We start from the raw sequence: 15380 nt of genomic DNA, 5'->3' as shown, positions 1-15380 counted from the left end.
AGGGGCTCTGCGAAAGACGGTGTCACCCACCCGGCCGGTCGGGGAGGGGCGAACCGGCCCCGGCAAAGGACATTCGGCCCCTGCCGCGGCCGGCCGCGTATCCGCACAGTGGTGGTACGGCCCGGCGGAAGGAGGCGCGATGTCCGTCCGGACAAGGATCGCGGTGATCGGCGTCGGCAACGAGTTCCGGCGCGACGACGGCGTGGGCTGGAGGGTGATCGCCCGCCTCCGCGAGCGCGCGGCCGGCCGTCCCCTGCCGCCGGGCACGGTCCTGGCCGCGTGCGACGGTGACCCCGCCCGGCTGATCGGCCTGTGGGAGGGCGCGGATCTCGCGGTGATCGTGGACGCCGCCTATGGGCACCCCGGCCGGCCCGGGCTGGTGCACCGGCTGTCCCTCGACGCCGGTGAACTGGACCGGCCACGGACGACGAGTTCCCACGGGCTCGGGCTCGGCGAGGCCGTCGAACTCGCCCGCGTTCTGGGCCGACTGCCGAAGCGGCTCGTGGTGTACGCGGTGGAAGGCGCCGACAGCGCCCTGGGCACCGGACTGTCACCGAGCGTCGGGGCGGTGGTGGAACCGCTTGCCGACGACGTCGAGGGCGAGATCGTGCGGCACCGCGACGCCGCCGCCCACGGCTGAGGGGGAGCGGCCATGCCCGAGCGCAGCACCTTCCGCTTCGAGGTGTTCGGCACCGTGCAGGGGGTGGGCTTCCGCCCGTTCGTGCACCGGCTCGCCACCCGCCTCGGGCTGGACGGATGGGCCGCCAACGCCGAGGGGCGTGTGGTCGGCGAGGTAGCCGGATCGCCCGACGCAGTCGAGGAGTTCACCGCCGGGCTGCGCACCGAGACTCCCGCACTGGCGCAGGTCCGGCAGGTGTGCGTGACTCCCGCACGAGAGCCCGCTCCGCCGCCGGCGTCCGGCTTCACCATCCGGCGCAGCGACGTGGGCCACGCCGTGGCCCACGGGCCGCGGGAGATCCCGCCCGACGCCGCGATCTGCCAGGCATGCCTGCGCGAGCTGCTGGACCCGACCGACCGCCGCTTCCGCCACCCGTTCATCAACTGCACCGACTGCGGTCCGCGCGCCACCGTCGTCGAGGACCTGCCGTACGACCGGATCCGCACCACGATGCGGGACTTCCCGCTCTGTCCGGCCTGCGCGGCGGAGTACGCCGACCCCGCCGACCGGCGCTTCCACGCCGAACCCCTCGCCTGCCCCGACTGCGGGCCGCAGCTGTCCTGGGGCGACCTCCGCGGCGAGGCCGCCCTGCGCGCCGCGGTCAAGACCGTCGAAGGCGGAGGCATCGTCGCGGTGAAGGGGCTCGGCGGCTATCAGCTGGTGTGCGACGCCACCGACCAGGCGGCGGTCCGGACGCTGCGGGAACGCAAGCGCCGGCCGGTCAAGCCGTTCGCCGTCATGGTCCAGGACGTCACCGGCGCGCGGGAGCTGGCGCGTGTGTCACGGCTCGAACTGGACGCCCTGGAATCGGTGGCACGCCCCGTCGTACTGCTCGCCGCACGCGGCAGTATTCTCGCGGCGGATGTGCATCCGGGCCGTCGCCGGACCGGCCTGTTCCTGCCCACCACCGGGCTGCACCACCTCCTGCTCCGGGAACTCGCCCGCCCGCTCGTCGTGACCAGCGGCAACCTCGCCGACGAGCCGATCGCCACCGACGAAACCGGAGCCCACTGCTCGCTGGACGCGGTCGCCGACGGCTTCCTCACCCACGACCGTCAGATCCGCGCCCGCTACGACGACTCGGTCGTCCAGGCCGTGGGCCGCACCGTCCTGACCGTCCGCAGGGCGCGGGGCCTGGCGCCCGCGCCCCTGCCGCTGCCGGTCGCCACCCCCGTACCTCTGGTGGCCGTCGGCGCCCAGCTCAAGCACACGTTCACGCTGGCCGACGGCGACCGCTCCCACCTCTCCCCGCACGGCGGGGATCTGGCGAACGCCGCCGCGCTGGAAGGTTTCACGCATGGCTACGACCAACTCGTCCGGCTCACCGGCATCACCCCGAAGGCCGTCGCGCACGACCTGCACCTCGGATACCTGTCGACCCAATGGGCGCGGGACCGGTCGCTGCCCCGCGTCCCCGTCCAGCACCACCACGCCCACGTGGCGGCGTGCGCGGCCGAGCACGGACTGCGCACCCCCTTCGTCGGAGTCGCTTACGACGGTCTGGGACTCGGTGACGACGGGGCGCTGTGGGGAGGGGAGATCCTCGTCGCCGACCTGACCGGCTACCGCAGGGTGGGACGCTTCGCGACCGCGCCGCTGCCGGGCGGCGAGGCCGCCGTCCGGCACCCGTACCGGATGGCGCTCGGATATCTGCACGGAACTGAGATGCTGGGCGGCCCTCGCCCCTACCCGTGGCTGACCCGGGGCTTCAACGAGCGGCTCGAACCGGCGGAAACCGCTGTCCTGCGCTCCATGGTGGCCCGGGGCGTCAACTCACCGCGCGCTTCGAGCGCCGGACGGCTCTTCGACGCGGTGGCGAGCCTGCTTGGCCTGGCCGACACCGTCAGTTACGAGGGCGAGGCCGCCGCGGCCCTGGAGGCGGCGGCGGGCAACGTGCGCGCCCTGCCACTGGCACATCGCCTGGTCCGCGTGGAGGGTCTGTGGGTGTACGACCCGGGCCCGACCCTGGCCGATCTCCTGGAACGGCAGCACACCGGCGAGAGCGTCGCGTCGCTCGCCGCGGCCTTCCACCAGACCCTGGGCCTCGTCACCGCCGAACTGGTCGCGCACGCCGTGGCGGATGGGGCCCCGCGCACCGTCTGCCTCGCCGGAGGCTGCTTCGTCAACCGCCGGCTGCTCACGGAGGTCGGCCGCCGGCTGCGCGCGCGGGGCCTGCGCGTGCTGGTCGCCCGGAAGGTTCCGGTGGGCGACGGCGGCATCAGCTACGGGCAGGCCGCGGTCGCCGCCGCCCGGCTCGGGAGGGAGTGAGCGCGATGTGCCTGGGCATCCCCGGGCGGGTCCTGGAAATCTGGGACGACGCCGGACTGCGCATGGCCACGGTCGACTTCGGCGGCGTACGGCGTGAGGTGTGTCTGGCCTACACGCCGGAGGCCACCGTCGGCACCTATGTCGTCGTGCACGTCGGATTCGCCATCACCGAGGTCGACGAGGCCGAGGCCGAGCGGACCCTGGACGTGCTGCGGGCGATGACGGGCGCGGTGGAGGCCGAACTGGGCCGCCCCCTGCCCGGAACCTCCACTTAGGGCCGGTCGGCCCCTGGGCCGTGCCCTGCCAGCCCCTGGGGCACGCCACCCGACCCGGCCGATCCTCCAAGGGTCAATCCGCCGTCAGGAGGCCCGACATGACGCACGACGAGCGAAGCCGACCTCCGGTCCACGCCCTGCTCGCCGACGGGACGACGACCTGCATCCGGGACGTCCGGCCCGAGGACCACTCCCAGGTGCAGGGGCTCTACGAGGAGATGTCGTCGCAGAACCTGCGGCTGCGGTTCTTCGCCGCGAGCCGCCGGTCCGCCGCACAGGCCGCTGACCGCGCCTGTGCCGCTCCTCGCCCCGGCTACCGGGCCCTGCTCGCCGAGACCAAGGACCAGGTCATCGGCCTGGCCGAGTACGAGAGGACGGGCGACCCCGGTGCCGCCGAGATCTCGCTCGCCGTCGCCGAGGGCCTGCACCACCGCGGGATCGGCACCCTGCTCCTGGAACACCTGGTGTCCGCCGCCCGCGCCGAAAGCATCACCGCTTTCACCGCCGACGCGCTCGCCGAGAACCACGAGGTGCTGAAGGTCTTCGCCGATCTGGGCCTGCGCACCGCCCGCCGCTTCGACGGCCCCGAGGTGCGCTGCACCATCCGGCTGGAGCAGGACGAGGACTACCTGGCGGCTGTCGAAGCACGCGGCAGCGCCGCCGACGTGGCCAGTCTGCGGCCGCTGCTGCGGCCCGGGTCGGTGGCCGTGGTCGGCGCGGGCCGCAAGGCCGGTTCGGTCGGCCGGGCCGTCCTGCGCAATCTGCGCACCGGCGGCTTCACCCGGCGGCTCTTCGCCGTGAACCCGAGCGTGTCGTTCCTGATGAACGTGCCCGCCTACCCGTCGGTCGCCGCGCTGCCCCAGGTCCCCGACCTGGTGGTCATCGCGGTGCCCGCGCCCGCCGTGCCCGCCACCGCGGAGGAGTGCGGCAAGGCGGGCGTACGGGCCCTGGTGGTCGTCACGGCCGGTCTCGACGCCGCCCAGGGAGCGGCGCTGCTGGCCACCTGCCGGACCTACGGCATGCGGCTCGTCGGGCCGAACTGCCTCGGTATCTCCAACACCCACCCGGCGGTGTCGCTGGACTCGACTTTCGCCGCCCGCCACCCGCGCCCCGGCACAGCAGGCGTGGCCGTGCAGTCCGGGGGTGTGGGCATCGCTCTGCTGGACGGCCTGTCCCGCCTGGGCCTCGGCGTCTCCAGCTTCGTCTCGCTCGGCGACAAGTACGACGTCAGCGGCAACGACCTGCTCCAGTGGTGGGAGCGCGACGGTGTCACGGACCTCGCCCTGCTGCACCTGGAGTCCTTCGGCAACCCGCGGGCCTTCTCGCGCACCGCGCGGCGCGTGAGCCGGCGCATGCCGGTCCTCACCGTCGACGCGGGCCGCACCGAGGCCGGCCGGCGGGCCGCCGCCTCGCACACCGCCGCGGCCGCCACGCGGACCATGACCCGGCAGGCGCTGTTCACCCAGGCGGGCATCACCGCCACCCGCACGATCGGCGAACTCGTCCAGACCGCCGCCCTGCTGCACTCGCAGCCCGCACCGGCCGGGAACCGTGTCGTCATCGTCACCAATGCCGGCGGGGCGGGAGTCCTCGCGGCCGACGCGTGCGCCGAAGAAGGGCTCACCCTGCCGCCGCTCGCGACCGACCTCATGGACGAGCTGCTCGCCGTCCTGCCCGAGGGAGCCTCGGCCGCCAACCCCGTCGACGCCACCGCCGCCGTGAGCGAGGAACAGCTCAGGAGCTGCGTGGACCGGCTGACCCTGTCCGGAGCCGTCGACGCGGTCCTGGTGGTGCTGGTGCCCACCGCGGTCGCCGCGGCGACCGGCGACGACCTCACCCGCGCCCTCACCCACGCACCCGGCCGACGCGCCGGAGCGGTCGCCGCGGTCCACCTCGACCAGGCCCTGCCCGTCCGCCTGCTGCCCACCACGACCGGCGGCCCCGTGCCGTCGTACGCCGATCCGCAGGCAGCGGCCCGCGCACTCGCCCACGCCGTCCGCCGCGCCCGGTGGCTGGCCCGGCCCTCCGGCAGCGAGCCCGACCTCCAGGGGGTCGAGACCGCGCACGCCCACGCCGTGACCGAGGCCTGGCTGACCGGTCACCCCGAAGGGGGATGGCTGGATCCGCGCACCTGCGCCGAGCTTCTGGCCTGCTACGGCATCCCCCAGCTCCCCTGGGCCTGGGCCGAGACCGAGGACGAGGCCGTCGTCGCCGCCGAGCGGCTGCGCGGCCCGGACGGCCGGGTCGTGCTGAAGGCGCACTGGCCCGGACTGCTGCACAAGAGCGAGCAGGGCGCCATCCACCTCGACGTGCGGGGAGACGCCCATGTACGCGCCGCGTTCCGGGACTTCGAGACCCGCTTCGCCGGGCTGCTGTCCGGAGTGGTGGTCCAGCCGCTCGCCGAGCGGGGCACAGAGCTGTTCGCGGGCGTCGTCCAGGACGAGGTGTTCGGCCCGCTGGTCCTGTTCGGACTCGGCGGCACGGCCACGGAACTGCTCGCGGACCACGCGGCCCGCCTGGCCCCGCTCACCGACCTCGACGTCCACGACCTGATCACGTCGCCGCGCTGCGCCCCGCTGCTCTTCGGGCACGCAGGCAGCGGCCCCGTCGACCTCGAAGGCCTGGAGCAACTGCTGCACCGGCTGTCCCGGATGGCCTGCGACCTGCCGCAGCTGGCCGAGGCCGACCTCAACCCCGTCCTGGCACGGCCCGGCGGCGTGACGGCGCTCGACGCGCGCGTACGCCTGCTGCCACGGACCGCCCACGACCCGTACCTGCGCCGACTGCGCTGAAAAGGAGAGTGCGATGAAGCACAGCAAGATCGGATCCGTGATGGCCGGTGATGTCGTCAGTGCCCGGTACGCCACCCCGTTCAAGGACGTGGTCAAGCTGCTCGCCGAGCACCGCATCAGCGGGCTTCCCGTGATCGACACCGACGACAAGGTGATCGGAGTGATCTCCGAGACCGACCTGCTCGTGCGCGAGGCGAAGGCTCCCGACCCCTACCGGCGGCCGAGCCGCTTCCGGCTGCCCCGGATCACGCCCACCGCACGGACGGCGAAGACCAAGGCCACGGCACGGACCGCGGGACAGCTGATGTCCACGCCTCCCGTCTGCGTGCACGCCGAGAACACCATCGCCGAGGGCGCCCGCCTCATGGCCGAGCACAAGGTGGAGCGCCTGCCCGTCATCGACGACGAGGACCGCCTGGTCGGGATCGTCACCCGGCGCGACCTGCTCCAGGTGTTCCTGCGCCCCGACGACGCGATCCGCCACGAGGTGATCGAGCAGGTCCTGGTGCAGGCCCTGTGGCTGGCGCCGCAGACGATCGACGTCGACGTGCGCAACGGCGTGGTGACCCTGGAGGGGCAGCTGGAGCGCCGCAGCGAGATACCCATCGCGGTGCACATGACCCGGGAGATCGACGGAGTCGTCGCGGTCGTGGACAAGCTCACCTACCGCCTGGACGACTCCCACCTCCGGCCCGACGACCAGGCCCTGAAGGGCGTGGCCGACGACTGGCTGCGCAAACTCTGAGCACGAAGGAGGGGCCGACCACCATGACCATCAAGGTGCTCGTCGCCTACGCGACGAAGAACCACTCCACGGCCGAGATCGCCCGGACCGTCACGGAGGTCCTGCGGGAGGAGGGCCTGGAGTCCGACACGCGGCAGGCCGACCAGGTCGGCGACGTGCGGGCGTACGACGCCGTCGTGCTCGGCAGCGCCCTGTACGCGGGCCGCTGGCTCAGGGACGCCCGCCGCTTCGTCCGGCGCAACGCCCGGGCTCTGGAGGGGACTTCGGTGTGGCTGTTCAGCAGCGGTCCGCTCGACACGTCGGCCGGCGAGCGGGACATCCCGCCGGTGCGTGCCGCGCGCCGTGCCCTCGTCCGGCTCGACGCCCAGGAGCACGTCACCTTCGGCGGCCGTCTCGTCGAGGGAGCGAAGGGCCGGGTCGCCCACATGATCATCACGTCGGGGAAGGGCGGCGACTTCCGTGACTTCGCACGGATCGCCGCCTGGGCACGGCACATCGCCGCGACGCTTCGCGAGGAGGCCGTGGTGGGACCCGAAGGGCGCTGACACCATGGACGCGCCGACGCGGCTCCGGATCCGGGGCGCGGGGTGGCGATGGCGCAGGAACCCGCTGCGCCGCCGCAGCGACGTCGTCGAGGCGTGGACGCGCGTGCTGCTGGCCGCCGTGCTGCTGATCGGCGGCCCGCTGGCCGGGGTGTTCGCCGGGGCCCTCACGTACGACACCCTGCACACGAGGGCCGCACGGCAGCGGGCCGAGGGCCGGGTCGTGTCCGCCACCCTGCTGGAGGACGCTCCCGCGGTCGGCGGCACGAGCTCCCGAGCGATCCACCCGGTCACGGTGCGCTGGACCGACCGTGGCGGAAGGGTGCGCACGGCCACGGCCAAGGTTCCGGCCGGTGCCACGGCGGGCAGCCGGACCGGGCTCTGGCTCGACGCCCGCGGCAGGGCGACCGCCGCCCCCATGGCCACCGACGTGCAGTGGGGCACCGCGATCACCGTGGGCTGCGGCGCCGCCCTGATGGTCTGGACGTTCACCTGGGGCATCTGGATGACCGCGCGCGTCGTGTCCTGCCGTCGGCGGATGGCCGAGTGGGAGCGGGACTGGGCGCGGACCGCGCCCCGGTGGTCCGGCGGCGAGAGCTGAACCGGGGCCGACCGGGCCCCGGCAGGGCCGCTCGGCCCCTGCCCGCGGCGCCACGCCTCTTCGATCCTGGGGAGTGGACAGAGCCCTGGTGAGCAGGGTGGTGAGCTGCCCCGAAGCGTGGGAGGAGCGACATGACGACGACCGTCGGAGCCACGGCAGTCCTGGACCGGGAGGGCCTGAACGCCCTCGTGGAGCAACTGAGGGCCGACGGATACACCGTCGTCGGGCCCACCGTCGGCGACGGCGCGATCGTCCTCGCCGAACTCGACTCCGCCGAACAACTCCCGTACGGCTGGGGCGTGGAACTGGAGGCCGGGCACTACCGCTTGCGGCGCCGCGAGGACGGGGCCGCCTTCGCGCACTCGGCCGGGCCGCAGTCCTGGAAGAGCTTCCTGCACCCGCAGCGCGAGCGGCTGTGGAGCGCGGACCGCGCGCCCGACGGCACGGTGGCACTCACCACGGACGGCGCCGACCGTCCCGCGTACGCCTTCCTGGGAGTGCGCCCCTGCGACCTGCGGGCCATAGCGGTCCAGGACCGGGTGCTCACGGGCGGTCGCCACCGGGACAGCGGCTATGAGGAACGCCGGAGGGGGGCGTTCCTCATAGCCGCCGAATGCACCGAACCGGGTGCGACCTGCTTCTGCGTCTCCATGGGCAGCGGCCCCGGCGTCGACACGGGCTTCGACCTGGCGCTCACCGAGGTCGTCGACGACGCGGGCCACCGCTTCTTCGTACGGGTGGGCAGCGAGGCGGGCGCGGAACTGCTCGCCAAGGTCCCGCGCGTCCCGGCCGACGCCACCACCCGGGACGCGGCCGCCACCGCCGTCACCGAGGCCGTCGACAAGATGGGCCGGGCCATGCCGCCGGTGAGCCTGCGGCAGCTGATGGGATCGAGCCTGGAGGCCGACCGTTGGGACGACGTGGCCGCACGCTGCCTGACCTGCGGCAACTGCACCATGGTGTGCCCCACGTGCTTTTGCACCACCACCGAGGAGGTCACCGATCTCACCGGCAATCACGCGGAGCGCTGGCAGCGCTGGGACTCCTGCTTCGACCTGGACTTCTCCCAGGTGCACGGCGGTCCGGTGCGCTCCTCGGGCCGCAGCCGCTACCGGCAGTGGCTCACCCACAAACTCGGCACCTGGCACGACCAGTTCGACAGCTCCGGCTGTGTGGGATGCGGCCGCTGCATCGTCTGGTGCCCGGTCGGCATCGACATCACCGAAGAGGCCGCGGCCCTGCACGAGGAGGCCGAGGCACGGAAGAAGGAGACCGAGCGATGACCAGCACCACCACCCTGATGAGCGCGCTTCCGGCCGAACACCGCAACCGGTTGCTGCGGATGGCACGCGAGGTGTCCTTCCCGGCCGGGGCGCGGATCTTCGAGGAAGGCGGCCGCGCCGACCGGTTCTGGGTCATCCGTACCGGTTCCGTCGTGCTCGACATGCACGTCCCCGGCCGCCGCTCACCGGCGATCGAGACGCTTGGGCACGGGGAACTCGTGGGCTGGTCCTGGCTGTTCCCGCCGTACGTCTGGCAGCTGGGCGCCGCGGCACAGAGCCCGGTGCGCGCCTACGAGTTCGACGCGTTGGCGGTGCGCCTCATGTGCGAGAACGATGCGGCTCTGGGGGCGGTCGTCAACCAGTGGGTGGGTCGCGTGCTCGCCCACCGTCTCCAGTCGGCCAGGACCCGGCTCCTCGACCTGTACGCCCCCTACGGCAGCGGTAGCGGTGTCCGGGGATGACCGCCGTACCGGTTCCACACCGGATCGTCGCCCGCCGGGCGGAGACGCCGGACACGGCTACGCTGCGTCTGGAGCCGGTCGGGGAGCCGCTGCCCGCCTTCGCGCCGGGGCAGTTCGCCATGGTGTGGGCGTTCGGCCGGGGAGAGATCCCGCTCTCGGTCAGCGCGATGTCCGCCACCGGTGGGCTGGCGCACACCGTACGCGCAGTGGGGGCCGTCTCCGAGGGCCTGTACGCCGCCGAGGTCGGCGACGTGCTCGGGCTGCGCGGGCCCTACGGCACCGGCTGGGAGCTGGAGACGGCCGCGGGGCAGGACCTGGTGGTCGTCGCGGGCGGTATCGGGCTCGCCCCGCTCTGCCCCCTCGTCCGGGCCGCGGTGGCCGAACCGAAATCCTACGGGCGTCTGAACGTCCTGCTGGGCGCCCGCACTCCCGCCGACCTGATGGCGAAGACCGAGACCGGGCAGTGGGAGACCGCGTACACAGGGGTGTCCGTCGACCGACCCGACGGACACTGGGCGGGACGTATCGGCGTGGTCACCAAGCTGCTCGACGAGGCCCGGTTCACCCCGGACGACACCACCGCCTTCGTCTGCGGCCCCGAGGCGATGATCCGGGCGACGGCCCGGGAACTGCTGCACCGCGGAGTGCCCGCCGACCGCGTCCGGGTCTCCCTGGAACGCAACATGCGCTGCGCGACCGGGCACTGCGGCCACTGCCAGCTCGGCCCGCTGCTGCTGTGCAGGGACGGCCCCGTCATCACCTGGGACCGGGCCGAACCACTGCTCTACGTGAGGGAGTTGTGAGATGAACCCGCCGACGCTCGCCGTGTTCAAGCTCGCCTCCTGCGACGGCTGCCAGCTCACGCTGCTCGACTGCGAGGACGAACTCCTCGGCCTGGCCGGGCGGGTGGAGATCGCGCACTTCCTGGAGGCGTCCAGCGCCGTCGCCCCCGGCCCTTACGACCTGGCCCTGGTCGAAGGCTCCGTCACCACACCTGCCGACGCCGAGCGGATCCGCGAGATCCGGGCCGCTTCCCGCCGTCTGGTGACGATCGGGGCCTGCGCGACGGCCGGCGGCATCCAGGCGCTGCGGAACTTCGCCGACGTCGAGGAGTTCACCCGCACCGTCTACGCCCGCCCCGACTACATCGACACCCTCGCGACTTCGACCCCCGTCTCCACCCATGTGGACGTCGACTTCGAACTGCGTGGCTGCCCCATCGACCGTCGTCAGCTCCTGGAGGTCCTCACCGCCTACCTGGCCGGACGCAAGCCCGCCGTCGCCGACCACAGCGTGTGCTTCGAGTGCAAGCGGCGCGGCACGGTCTGCGTCACCGTCGCCCACGGCACGCCCTGCCTTGGCCCGGTCACCCACGCGGGCTGCGGGGCGATCTGCCCGGCGTACGGGCGGGGCTGCTACGGCTGCTTCGGCCCTTCGGGATCGGTGAACCTGCCCGCCCTGATCCCGGTGCTGCGCCGCGACGGCATGGACGGACGCGACACCGACCGCTTCCTGCACACCTTCAACAGCGCCGCCTTCGACGAGGAGTTGCACCGATGACGCACCGCGGCTCCCGTGTCCTGCGCGTCGGCTCGCTCGCCCGGGTCGAGGGCGAAGGCGCCCTGCACCTGAGCGTCCACGACGGCAGGGTCACGGCGGCGCAGCTGCGGATCTACGAGCCGCCGCGGTTCTTCGAGGCGTTCCTGCGCGGCAGGTCGTACGCCGAGCCGCCCGACATCACCGCGCGGGTGTGCGGAATCTGCCCGGTCGCCTACCAGATGAGCGCCTGCGCCGCGATCGAGGACGCCTGCGGGGTCACCGTCGACCCAAAGCTGCGGGAGCTGCGGCGCCTCCTGTACTGCGGCGAGTGGATCGAGAGCCAGACCCTGCACATCTACCTCCTGCACGCCCCGGACTTCCTCGGCTGCGACGGCGCGATCGAGCTGGCCCGCACCGCCCGTGGGCACGTCGAACGCGGTCTGCGCCTGAAGCAGGCGGGCAACGCGATCCTCGAACTCCTCGGCGGGCGCGCCATCCACCCGGTCAACGTCCGCGTCGGCGGCTTCCACCGCACTCCGGCGGCCGGGGAGCTGAAACCGCTGGCCGAGCAATTACGGCGGGCCCTGGACGACGCCTGGCAGACCGTCGAGTGGGTCGCGGGCTTCGACTTCCCCGACGCGCGGACCGACGCCGACCTGTTCGCGCTCGCCGACCCGGAGTCGTATGCCATCGAGAGCGGCACGCCCACCGTCCTGCGGGCTGACGGCACGCTGACCAGCTTCGAGCTCCCGGCTTTCCCGGACCACGTGCGCGAGGAACACTTGCCGCGGTCCACGGCGCTGCACTCCACTCTCGACGGGCGCCGCCACCTCACCGGCTCGCTCGCCCGCTTCGCGATCGGCGGCAGGCGGCTGTCGCCCACGGCGATGGAGGCGGCGCGCGCGGCCGGGCTCGGCGACCCCCGTGCGGGCGCGGTCTGCCGCAATCCCTTCCGCTCGATCCTCGTCCGGGCCGTCGAAGTCGTCCACGCGACCGGCGAAGCACTGCGGATCATCGACGCGTACGAGCCGCCCCGGCGCCCGTACACCGACGTCCCGCCCGCGGCGGGCACCGGGCACGGCGCGACGGAGGCACCCCGAGGGCTGCTCTACCACCGCTACGTGCTGGACGCCCGAGGCACCGTCGCCGATGCCCGCCTCGTACCGCCCACCGCGCAGAACCAGGGCGCCATCGAGGACGACCTGCGCCGCGTGGCCCAGCACGCGATCGAACGTGGCGACCCGGCGGACGACGAGCTGACGCGGCTGTGCGAGCGCGCCATCCGCAACCACGACCCGTGCATCTCCTGCTCCACGCACTTCCTCGACCTGACCGTCGACCGCACCTGACCCTTCAGGAGGACGCTGTGCTCCACTCCCCGCGCACCGTGAGCGACGTGATGACCCACACGGTCATCGCCGTGGGCCGTGAGGCCCCCTTCAAGGAGATCGTCGAGCTGATGGTCCAGTGGAAGGTCAGCGCCCTGCCCGTCCTTGAGGGCGAGGGCCGGGTGATCGGCGTGGTCTCCGAGGCGGACCTGCTGCCCAAGGAAGAGTTCCGCGACAGCGACCCCACCCGCTTCGACCAGGTGCGCCGCCTCTCCGATCTGGCCAAGGCCGGTGGCGTGGTCGCGGGCGAGGTGATGAGCACCCCCGCCGTCACCGTCCACGCGGACACCACTCTCCCGCAGGCCGCCCGGATCATGGCCCACCGGCGCGTCAAGCGGCTCCCGGTGATCGACGCCCACGGGATTCTGCAGGGCGTGGTCAGCCGCAGTGACCTGCTCAAGGTGTTCCTGCGCACCGACGAGGAAATCGCCGACGAGGTGACCCGCACCGTGGTCGCCTTCCTCTTCCCCGAAGGCGCCGTCACGGTCGCCGTCGAGGACGGCGTGGTCACCCTCGGCGGCACGATCCGGGACAAGACCCTCGTCCCCGTCGCCGCCCGCCTCACCCGGGCCGTCGAGGGCGTGGTGGACGTCCGGATGAATCTCGCCGAGCCGGTCCGGACGCCACCTCGATGAAATACCTCGACGAGTACCGCGACCCCGCCCTGGCCCGACATCTGCTCGCGGAGCTGCGCCGCACCGCGACGCGCCCGTGGCGGCTCATGGAAGTGTGCGGCGGCCAGACCCACACCCTGGTCCGCCAGGGCATCGACGAGCTGCTGCCCGCCGGCATCCACATGATCCACGGCCCCGGCTGCCCGGTCTGCGTCACCCCGCTGGAGACCCTGGACCGCGCCATGGCGATCGCCGCCCGCCCCGGCGTCATCCTCACCAGCTTCGGCGACATGCTGCGGGTCCCCGGCAGCAGCACCGACCTGCTCGGCCTGCGCGCTCGCGGAGCCGACGTACGGGTCGTGTACTCGCCGATGGACGCGGTACGGATCGCCGTCGAGCACCCAGAGCGCGACGTGGTCTTCCTCGCCGTCGGCTTCGAGACCACGGCGCCCGCCAACGCGATGGCCGTCCTGCACGCCGACCGGATCGGCCTCGCCAACTTCTCGCTCCTGGTGTGCCATGTCCTCGTGCCGCCCGCCATGACCGCCCTTCTCGAAGACCCGGAGTGCGAGGTCGAGGCGTTTCTCGCCGCCGGGCACGTGTGCGCGGTCATGGGATGGACCCAGTACGAACCGATCGCCTCGCGCCATCGGGTGCCCGTCGTGGTCACCGGTTTCGAGCCGCTCGACCTGCTGGAAGGGATCCTGATGGCCGTCGCCCAGCTGGAGGGGGGCCGGCACGACGTCGAGAACCAGTACGTGCGGGCCGTGCGGCGATCGGGCAACACCGCGGCCCAGGACGTCATCGGCCGTGTCTTCCGCGTCACGGACCGGGCCTGGCGCGGGATCGGAACACTCCCGGCCAGCGGGCTCGAACTCGCGCCGAAGTACTCCTCGTACGACGCGGCCAGGCGCTACGACGTGGGCGGGCCGCACCCCGTCGAGGACCCCGCCTGCATCGCCGGCGCCATCCTCACCGGCGCCCGGCTGCCCACCGACTGCTCCGCCTACGGGACACGCTGCACGCCCCGCACCCCACTCGGCGCCCCCATGGTCTCCGGTGAGGGCACCTGTGCCGCCTTCCACGCCGCCGGGCGACGAACCGGGAGCACACCCTCATGAACCTCGACTGCCCCCTTCCGAACGACGAGAACGAACGCGTCCAGTTGGGCCATGGCGCGGGTGGGCGGCTCGCCGCCGAGTTGCTGGACACCCTGGTCCTGCCCGCTCTGGGCGATGAGCCGGATGGCCCGCTCGAAGACGCGGCCCTCGTGCCCGGTGGCGGCGCGCTCGTCGTCTCAACGGACTCGTTCGTGGTCAGCCCGCTGGCCTTTCCCGGCGGGGACATCGGGTCCCTGGCCGTCCACGGCACGGTCAACGATCTGGCCATGCGCGGCGCCGCGCCGCTGGCCCTGACGCTGGCGGTGATCGCCGAAGAGGGGCTGCCGCTGGCCGAACTCCGCGCGGTGCTCCACTCGGCGGGCAAGGCGGCGCACCGGGCGGGCGTCCGCGTGATCACCGGTGACACCAAGGTGGTGGGCCGGGGCGCCGCCGACCGGCTCTTCCTCAACACGACCGGCATCGGCCGCCGGATGCCGGGCCTGACGCCCTCGGCCGCCGGGGCCCGCCCGGGCGACGCGATCCTGCTCTCCGGTCCGGTCGGTCTGCACGGCACCGCCGTGCTCGCCACCCGCGAAGGTCTCGGCTTCCAGACCGACATCGCCTCGGACACCCGCCCCCTGCACCGCCTGGTCCAGGCCCTCACCCCGTTCGGCGGAGCCGTCCACAGTCTGCGGGACCCTACCCGGGGAGGTCTTGCCGCCTCCCTGAACGAGATCACCCGCTCCTCGGGGGTCGGCGCGGAGATCGACGAAGCTGCCGTACCCGTTCCCCCGGCCGTCGCCGCCGTCTGCGACCTGCTCGGCCTCGATCCGTTCGTCGTCGCCAACGAGGGCTGCCTGGTCGCCTTCGTCGCGGCGGACCGGGCCGAGGGGGTGCTCGCCGCACTGCGGGCACGGCCCGACGGAGTGCACGCCGTCCGCATCGGCCACTGCACGGCGGGCCCCGCGGGGCGGGTGGAGGTGCGCACCCTGCTGGGCGCGCGACGGGTCCTGGACCTGCCGCTCGGCGAGCAACTGCCGCGTATCTGCTGAGAGATGACCACGGGTGCCGTGGCATGGGGGCCATCCGGCCC

At 73.3% G+C, this 15380-nt stretch carries 15 protein-coding genes; all 15 read left to right on the top strand.

Going from position 1 to position 15380, the window contains the following annotated elements:
- Positions 1–139 precede the first annotated feature (139 nt).
- On the top strand, positions 140–640 hold the full coding sequence (locus QBL25_RS06805) for a hydrogenase maturation protease (RefSeq protein ID WP_409056088.1): 501 nt from the start codon (positions 140–142) through the stop codon (positions 638–640).
- 12 nt (positions 641–652) lie between these two features.
- Complete coding sequence (hypF, locus tag QBL25_RS06800) at positions 653–2947, top strand: carbamoyltransferase HypF (protein ID WP_409056087.1); 2295 nt, start codon at positions 653–655, stop codon at positions 2945–2947.
- 5 nt (positions 2948–2952) lie between these two features.
- Positions 2953–3222 carry a HypC/HybG/HupF family hydrogenase formation chaperone gene (locus QBL25_RS06795; RefSeq protein WP_409056086.1) on the top strand — a complete coding sequence of 90 codons (270 nt, stop codon included), beginning with the start codon at positions 2953–2955 and terminating at the stop codon, positions 3220–3222.
- Positions 3223–3320: 98 nt separating this feature from the next.
- A complete protein-coding gene (locus tag QBL25_RS06790) occupies positions 3321–6014 on the top strand; it encodes a GNAT family N-acetyltransferase (protein WP_409056085.1) in 2694 nt (897 codons plus the stop codon).
- 13 nt (positions 6015–6027) lie between these two features.
- Positions 6028–6759, top strand: coding sequence for a CBS domain-containing protein (locus tag QBL25_RS06785; protein WP_409056084.1), 732 nt, complete (start codon positions 6028–6030; stop codon positions 6757–6759).
- Positions 6760–6782: 23 nt separating this feature from the next.
- Positions 6783–7304, top strand: coding sequence for a flavodoxin domain-containing protein (locus QBL25_RS06780; protein WP_409056083.1), 522 nt, complete (start codon positions 6783–6785; stop codon positions 7302–7304).
- Between the two features lie 4 nt (positions 7305–7308).
- Positions 7309–7902, top strand: coding sequence for a hypothetical protein (locus tag QBL25_RS06775; protein WP_409056082.1), 594 nt, complete (start codon positions 7309–7311; stop codon positions 7900–7902).
- A gap of 131 nt (positions 7903–8033) precedes the next feature.
- Positions 8034–9185 (top strand): 4Fe-4S dicluster domain-containing protein, encoded by a 1152-nt coding sequence (locus tag QBL25_RS06770; protein ID WP_409056081.1) that lies wholly within the window; start codon positions 8034–8036, stop codon positions 9183–9185.
- A complete protein-coding gene (locus tag QBL25_RS06765; protein WP_409056080.1) occupies positions 9182–9646 on the top strand; it encodes a Crp/Fnr family transcriptional regulator in 465 nt (154 codons plus the stop codon). The genes QBL25_RS06770 and QBL25_RS06765 overlap by 4 nt, the downstream gene beginning before the upstream one ends.
- The gene (locus tag QBL25_RS06760) at positions 9643–10449 is read left to right on the top strand and encodes an FAD/NAD(P)-binding protein (RefSeq protein WP_409056079.1); all 807 of its coding nucleotides are present in this window, start codon (positions 9643–9645) and stop codon (positions 10447–10449) included. Before QBL25_RS06765 ends, QBL25_RS06760 begins: the two co-directional genes overlap by 4 nt.
- Before the next feature lies 1 nt (position 10450).
- Positions 10451–11206 carry an oxidoreductase gene (locus QBL25_RS06755; RefSeq protein ID WP_409056078.1) on the top strand — a complete coding sequence of 252 codons (756 nt, stop codon included), beginning with the start codon at positions 10451–10453 and terminating at the stop codon, positions 11204–11206.
- Positions 11203–12534: a Ni/Fe hydrogenase subunit alpha gene (locus QBL25_RS06750; protein WP_409056077.1), complete on the top strand. Its 1332-nt coding sequence runs from the start codon at positions 11203–11205 to the stop codon at positions 12532–12534. The genes QBL25_RS06755 and QBL25_RS06750 overlap by 4 nt, the downstream gene beginning before the upstream one ends.
- 17 nt (positions 12535–12551) lie before the next feature.
- Entirely contained in the window at positions 12552–13208 is a 657-nt protein-coding gene (locus QBL25_RS06745; protein ID WP_409056076.1) for a CBS domain-containing protein, read from the top strand.
- On the top strand, positions 13205–14308 hold the full coding sequence (hypD, locus tag QBL25_RS06740) for a hydrogenase formation protein HypD (protein ID WP_409056075.1): 1104 nt from the start codon (positions 13205–13207) through the stop codon (positions 14306–14308). The genes QBL25_RS06745 and hypD overlap by 4 nt, the downstream gene beginning before the upstream one ends.
- Positions 14305–15339, top strand: coding sequence for a hydrogenase expression/formation protein HypE (gene hypE, locus QBL25_RS06735; RefSeq protein ID WP_409056074.1), 1035 nt, complete (start codon positions 14305–14307; stop codon positions 15337–15339). The genes hypD and hypE overlap by 4 nt, the downstream gene beginning before the upstream one ends.
- Positions 15340–15380: the final 41 nt, after the last annotated feature.

It is taken from the genome of Streptomyces sp. SYP-A7185 (assembly GCF_046103685.1).
Lineage (GTDB): Bacteria > Actinomycetota > Actinomycetes > Streptomycetales > Streptomycetaceae > Streptomyces.
Note: the sequence above shows the minus strand (reverse complement) of the source record. Positions and strands in the feature narration are given on the sequence as shown.

Excerpts from the sequence above, each read along its gene's own strand:
- QBL25_RS06805 (WP_409056088.1), top strand. The coding sequence starts at position 140 with ATGTCCGTCCGGACAAGGATCGCGGTGATCGGCGTCGGCAACGAGTTC.
- hypF (WP_409056087.1), top strand. The coding sequence starts at position 653 with ATGCCCGAGCGCAGCACCTTCCGCTTCGAGGTGTTCGGCACCGTGCAG.
- QBL25_RS06795 (WP_409056086.1), top strand. The coding sequence starts at position 2,953 with ATGTGCCTGGGCATCCCCGGGCGGGTCCTGGAAATCTGGGACGACGCC.
- QBL25_RS06790 (WP_409056085.1), top strand. The coding sequence starts at position 3,321 with ATGACGCACGACGAGCGAAGCCGACCTCCGGTCCACGCCCTGCTCGCC.
- QBL25_RS06785 (WP_409056084.1), top strand. The coding sequence starts at position 6,028 with ATGAAGCACAGCAAGATCGGATCCGTGATGGCCGGTGATGTCGTCAGT.
- QBL25_RS06780 (WP_409056083.1), top strand. The coding sequence starts at position 6,783 with ATGACCATCAAGGTGCTCGTCGCCTACGCGACGAAGAACCACTCCACG.
- QBL25_RS06775 (WP_409056082.1), top strand. The coding sequence starts at position 7,309 with ATGGACGCGCCGACGCGGCTCCGGATCCGGGGCGCGGGGTGGCGATGG.
- QBL25_RS06770 (WP_409056081.1), top strand. The coding sequence starts at position 8,034 with ATGACGACGACCGTCGGAGCCACGGCAGTCCTGGACCGGGAGGGCCTG.
- QBL25_RS06765 (WP_409056080.1), top strand. The coding sequence starts at position 9,182 with ATGACCAGCACCACCACCCTGATGAGCGCGCTTCCGGCCGAACACCGC.
- QBL25_RS06760 (WP_409056079.1), top strand. The coding sequence starts at position 9,643 with ATGACCGCCGTACCGGTTCCACACCGGATCGTCGCCCGCCGGGCGGAG.
- QBL25_RS06755 (WP_409056078.1), top strand. The coding sequence starts at position 10,451 with ATGAACCCGCCGACGCTCGCCGTGTTCAAGCTCGCCTCCTGCGACGGC.
- QBL25_RS06750 (WP_409056077.1), top strand. The coding sequence starts at position 11,203 with ATGACGCACCGCGGCTCCCGTGTCCTGCGCGTCGGCTCGCTCGCCCGG.
- hypD (WP_409056075.1), top strand. The coding sequence starts at position 13,205 with ATGAAATACCTCGACGAGTACCGCGACCCCGCCCTGGCCCGACATCTG.
- hypE (WP_409056074.1), top strand. The coding sequence starts at position 14,305 with ATGAACCTCGACTGCCCCCTTCCGAACGACGAGAACGAACGCGTCCAG.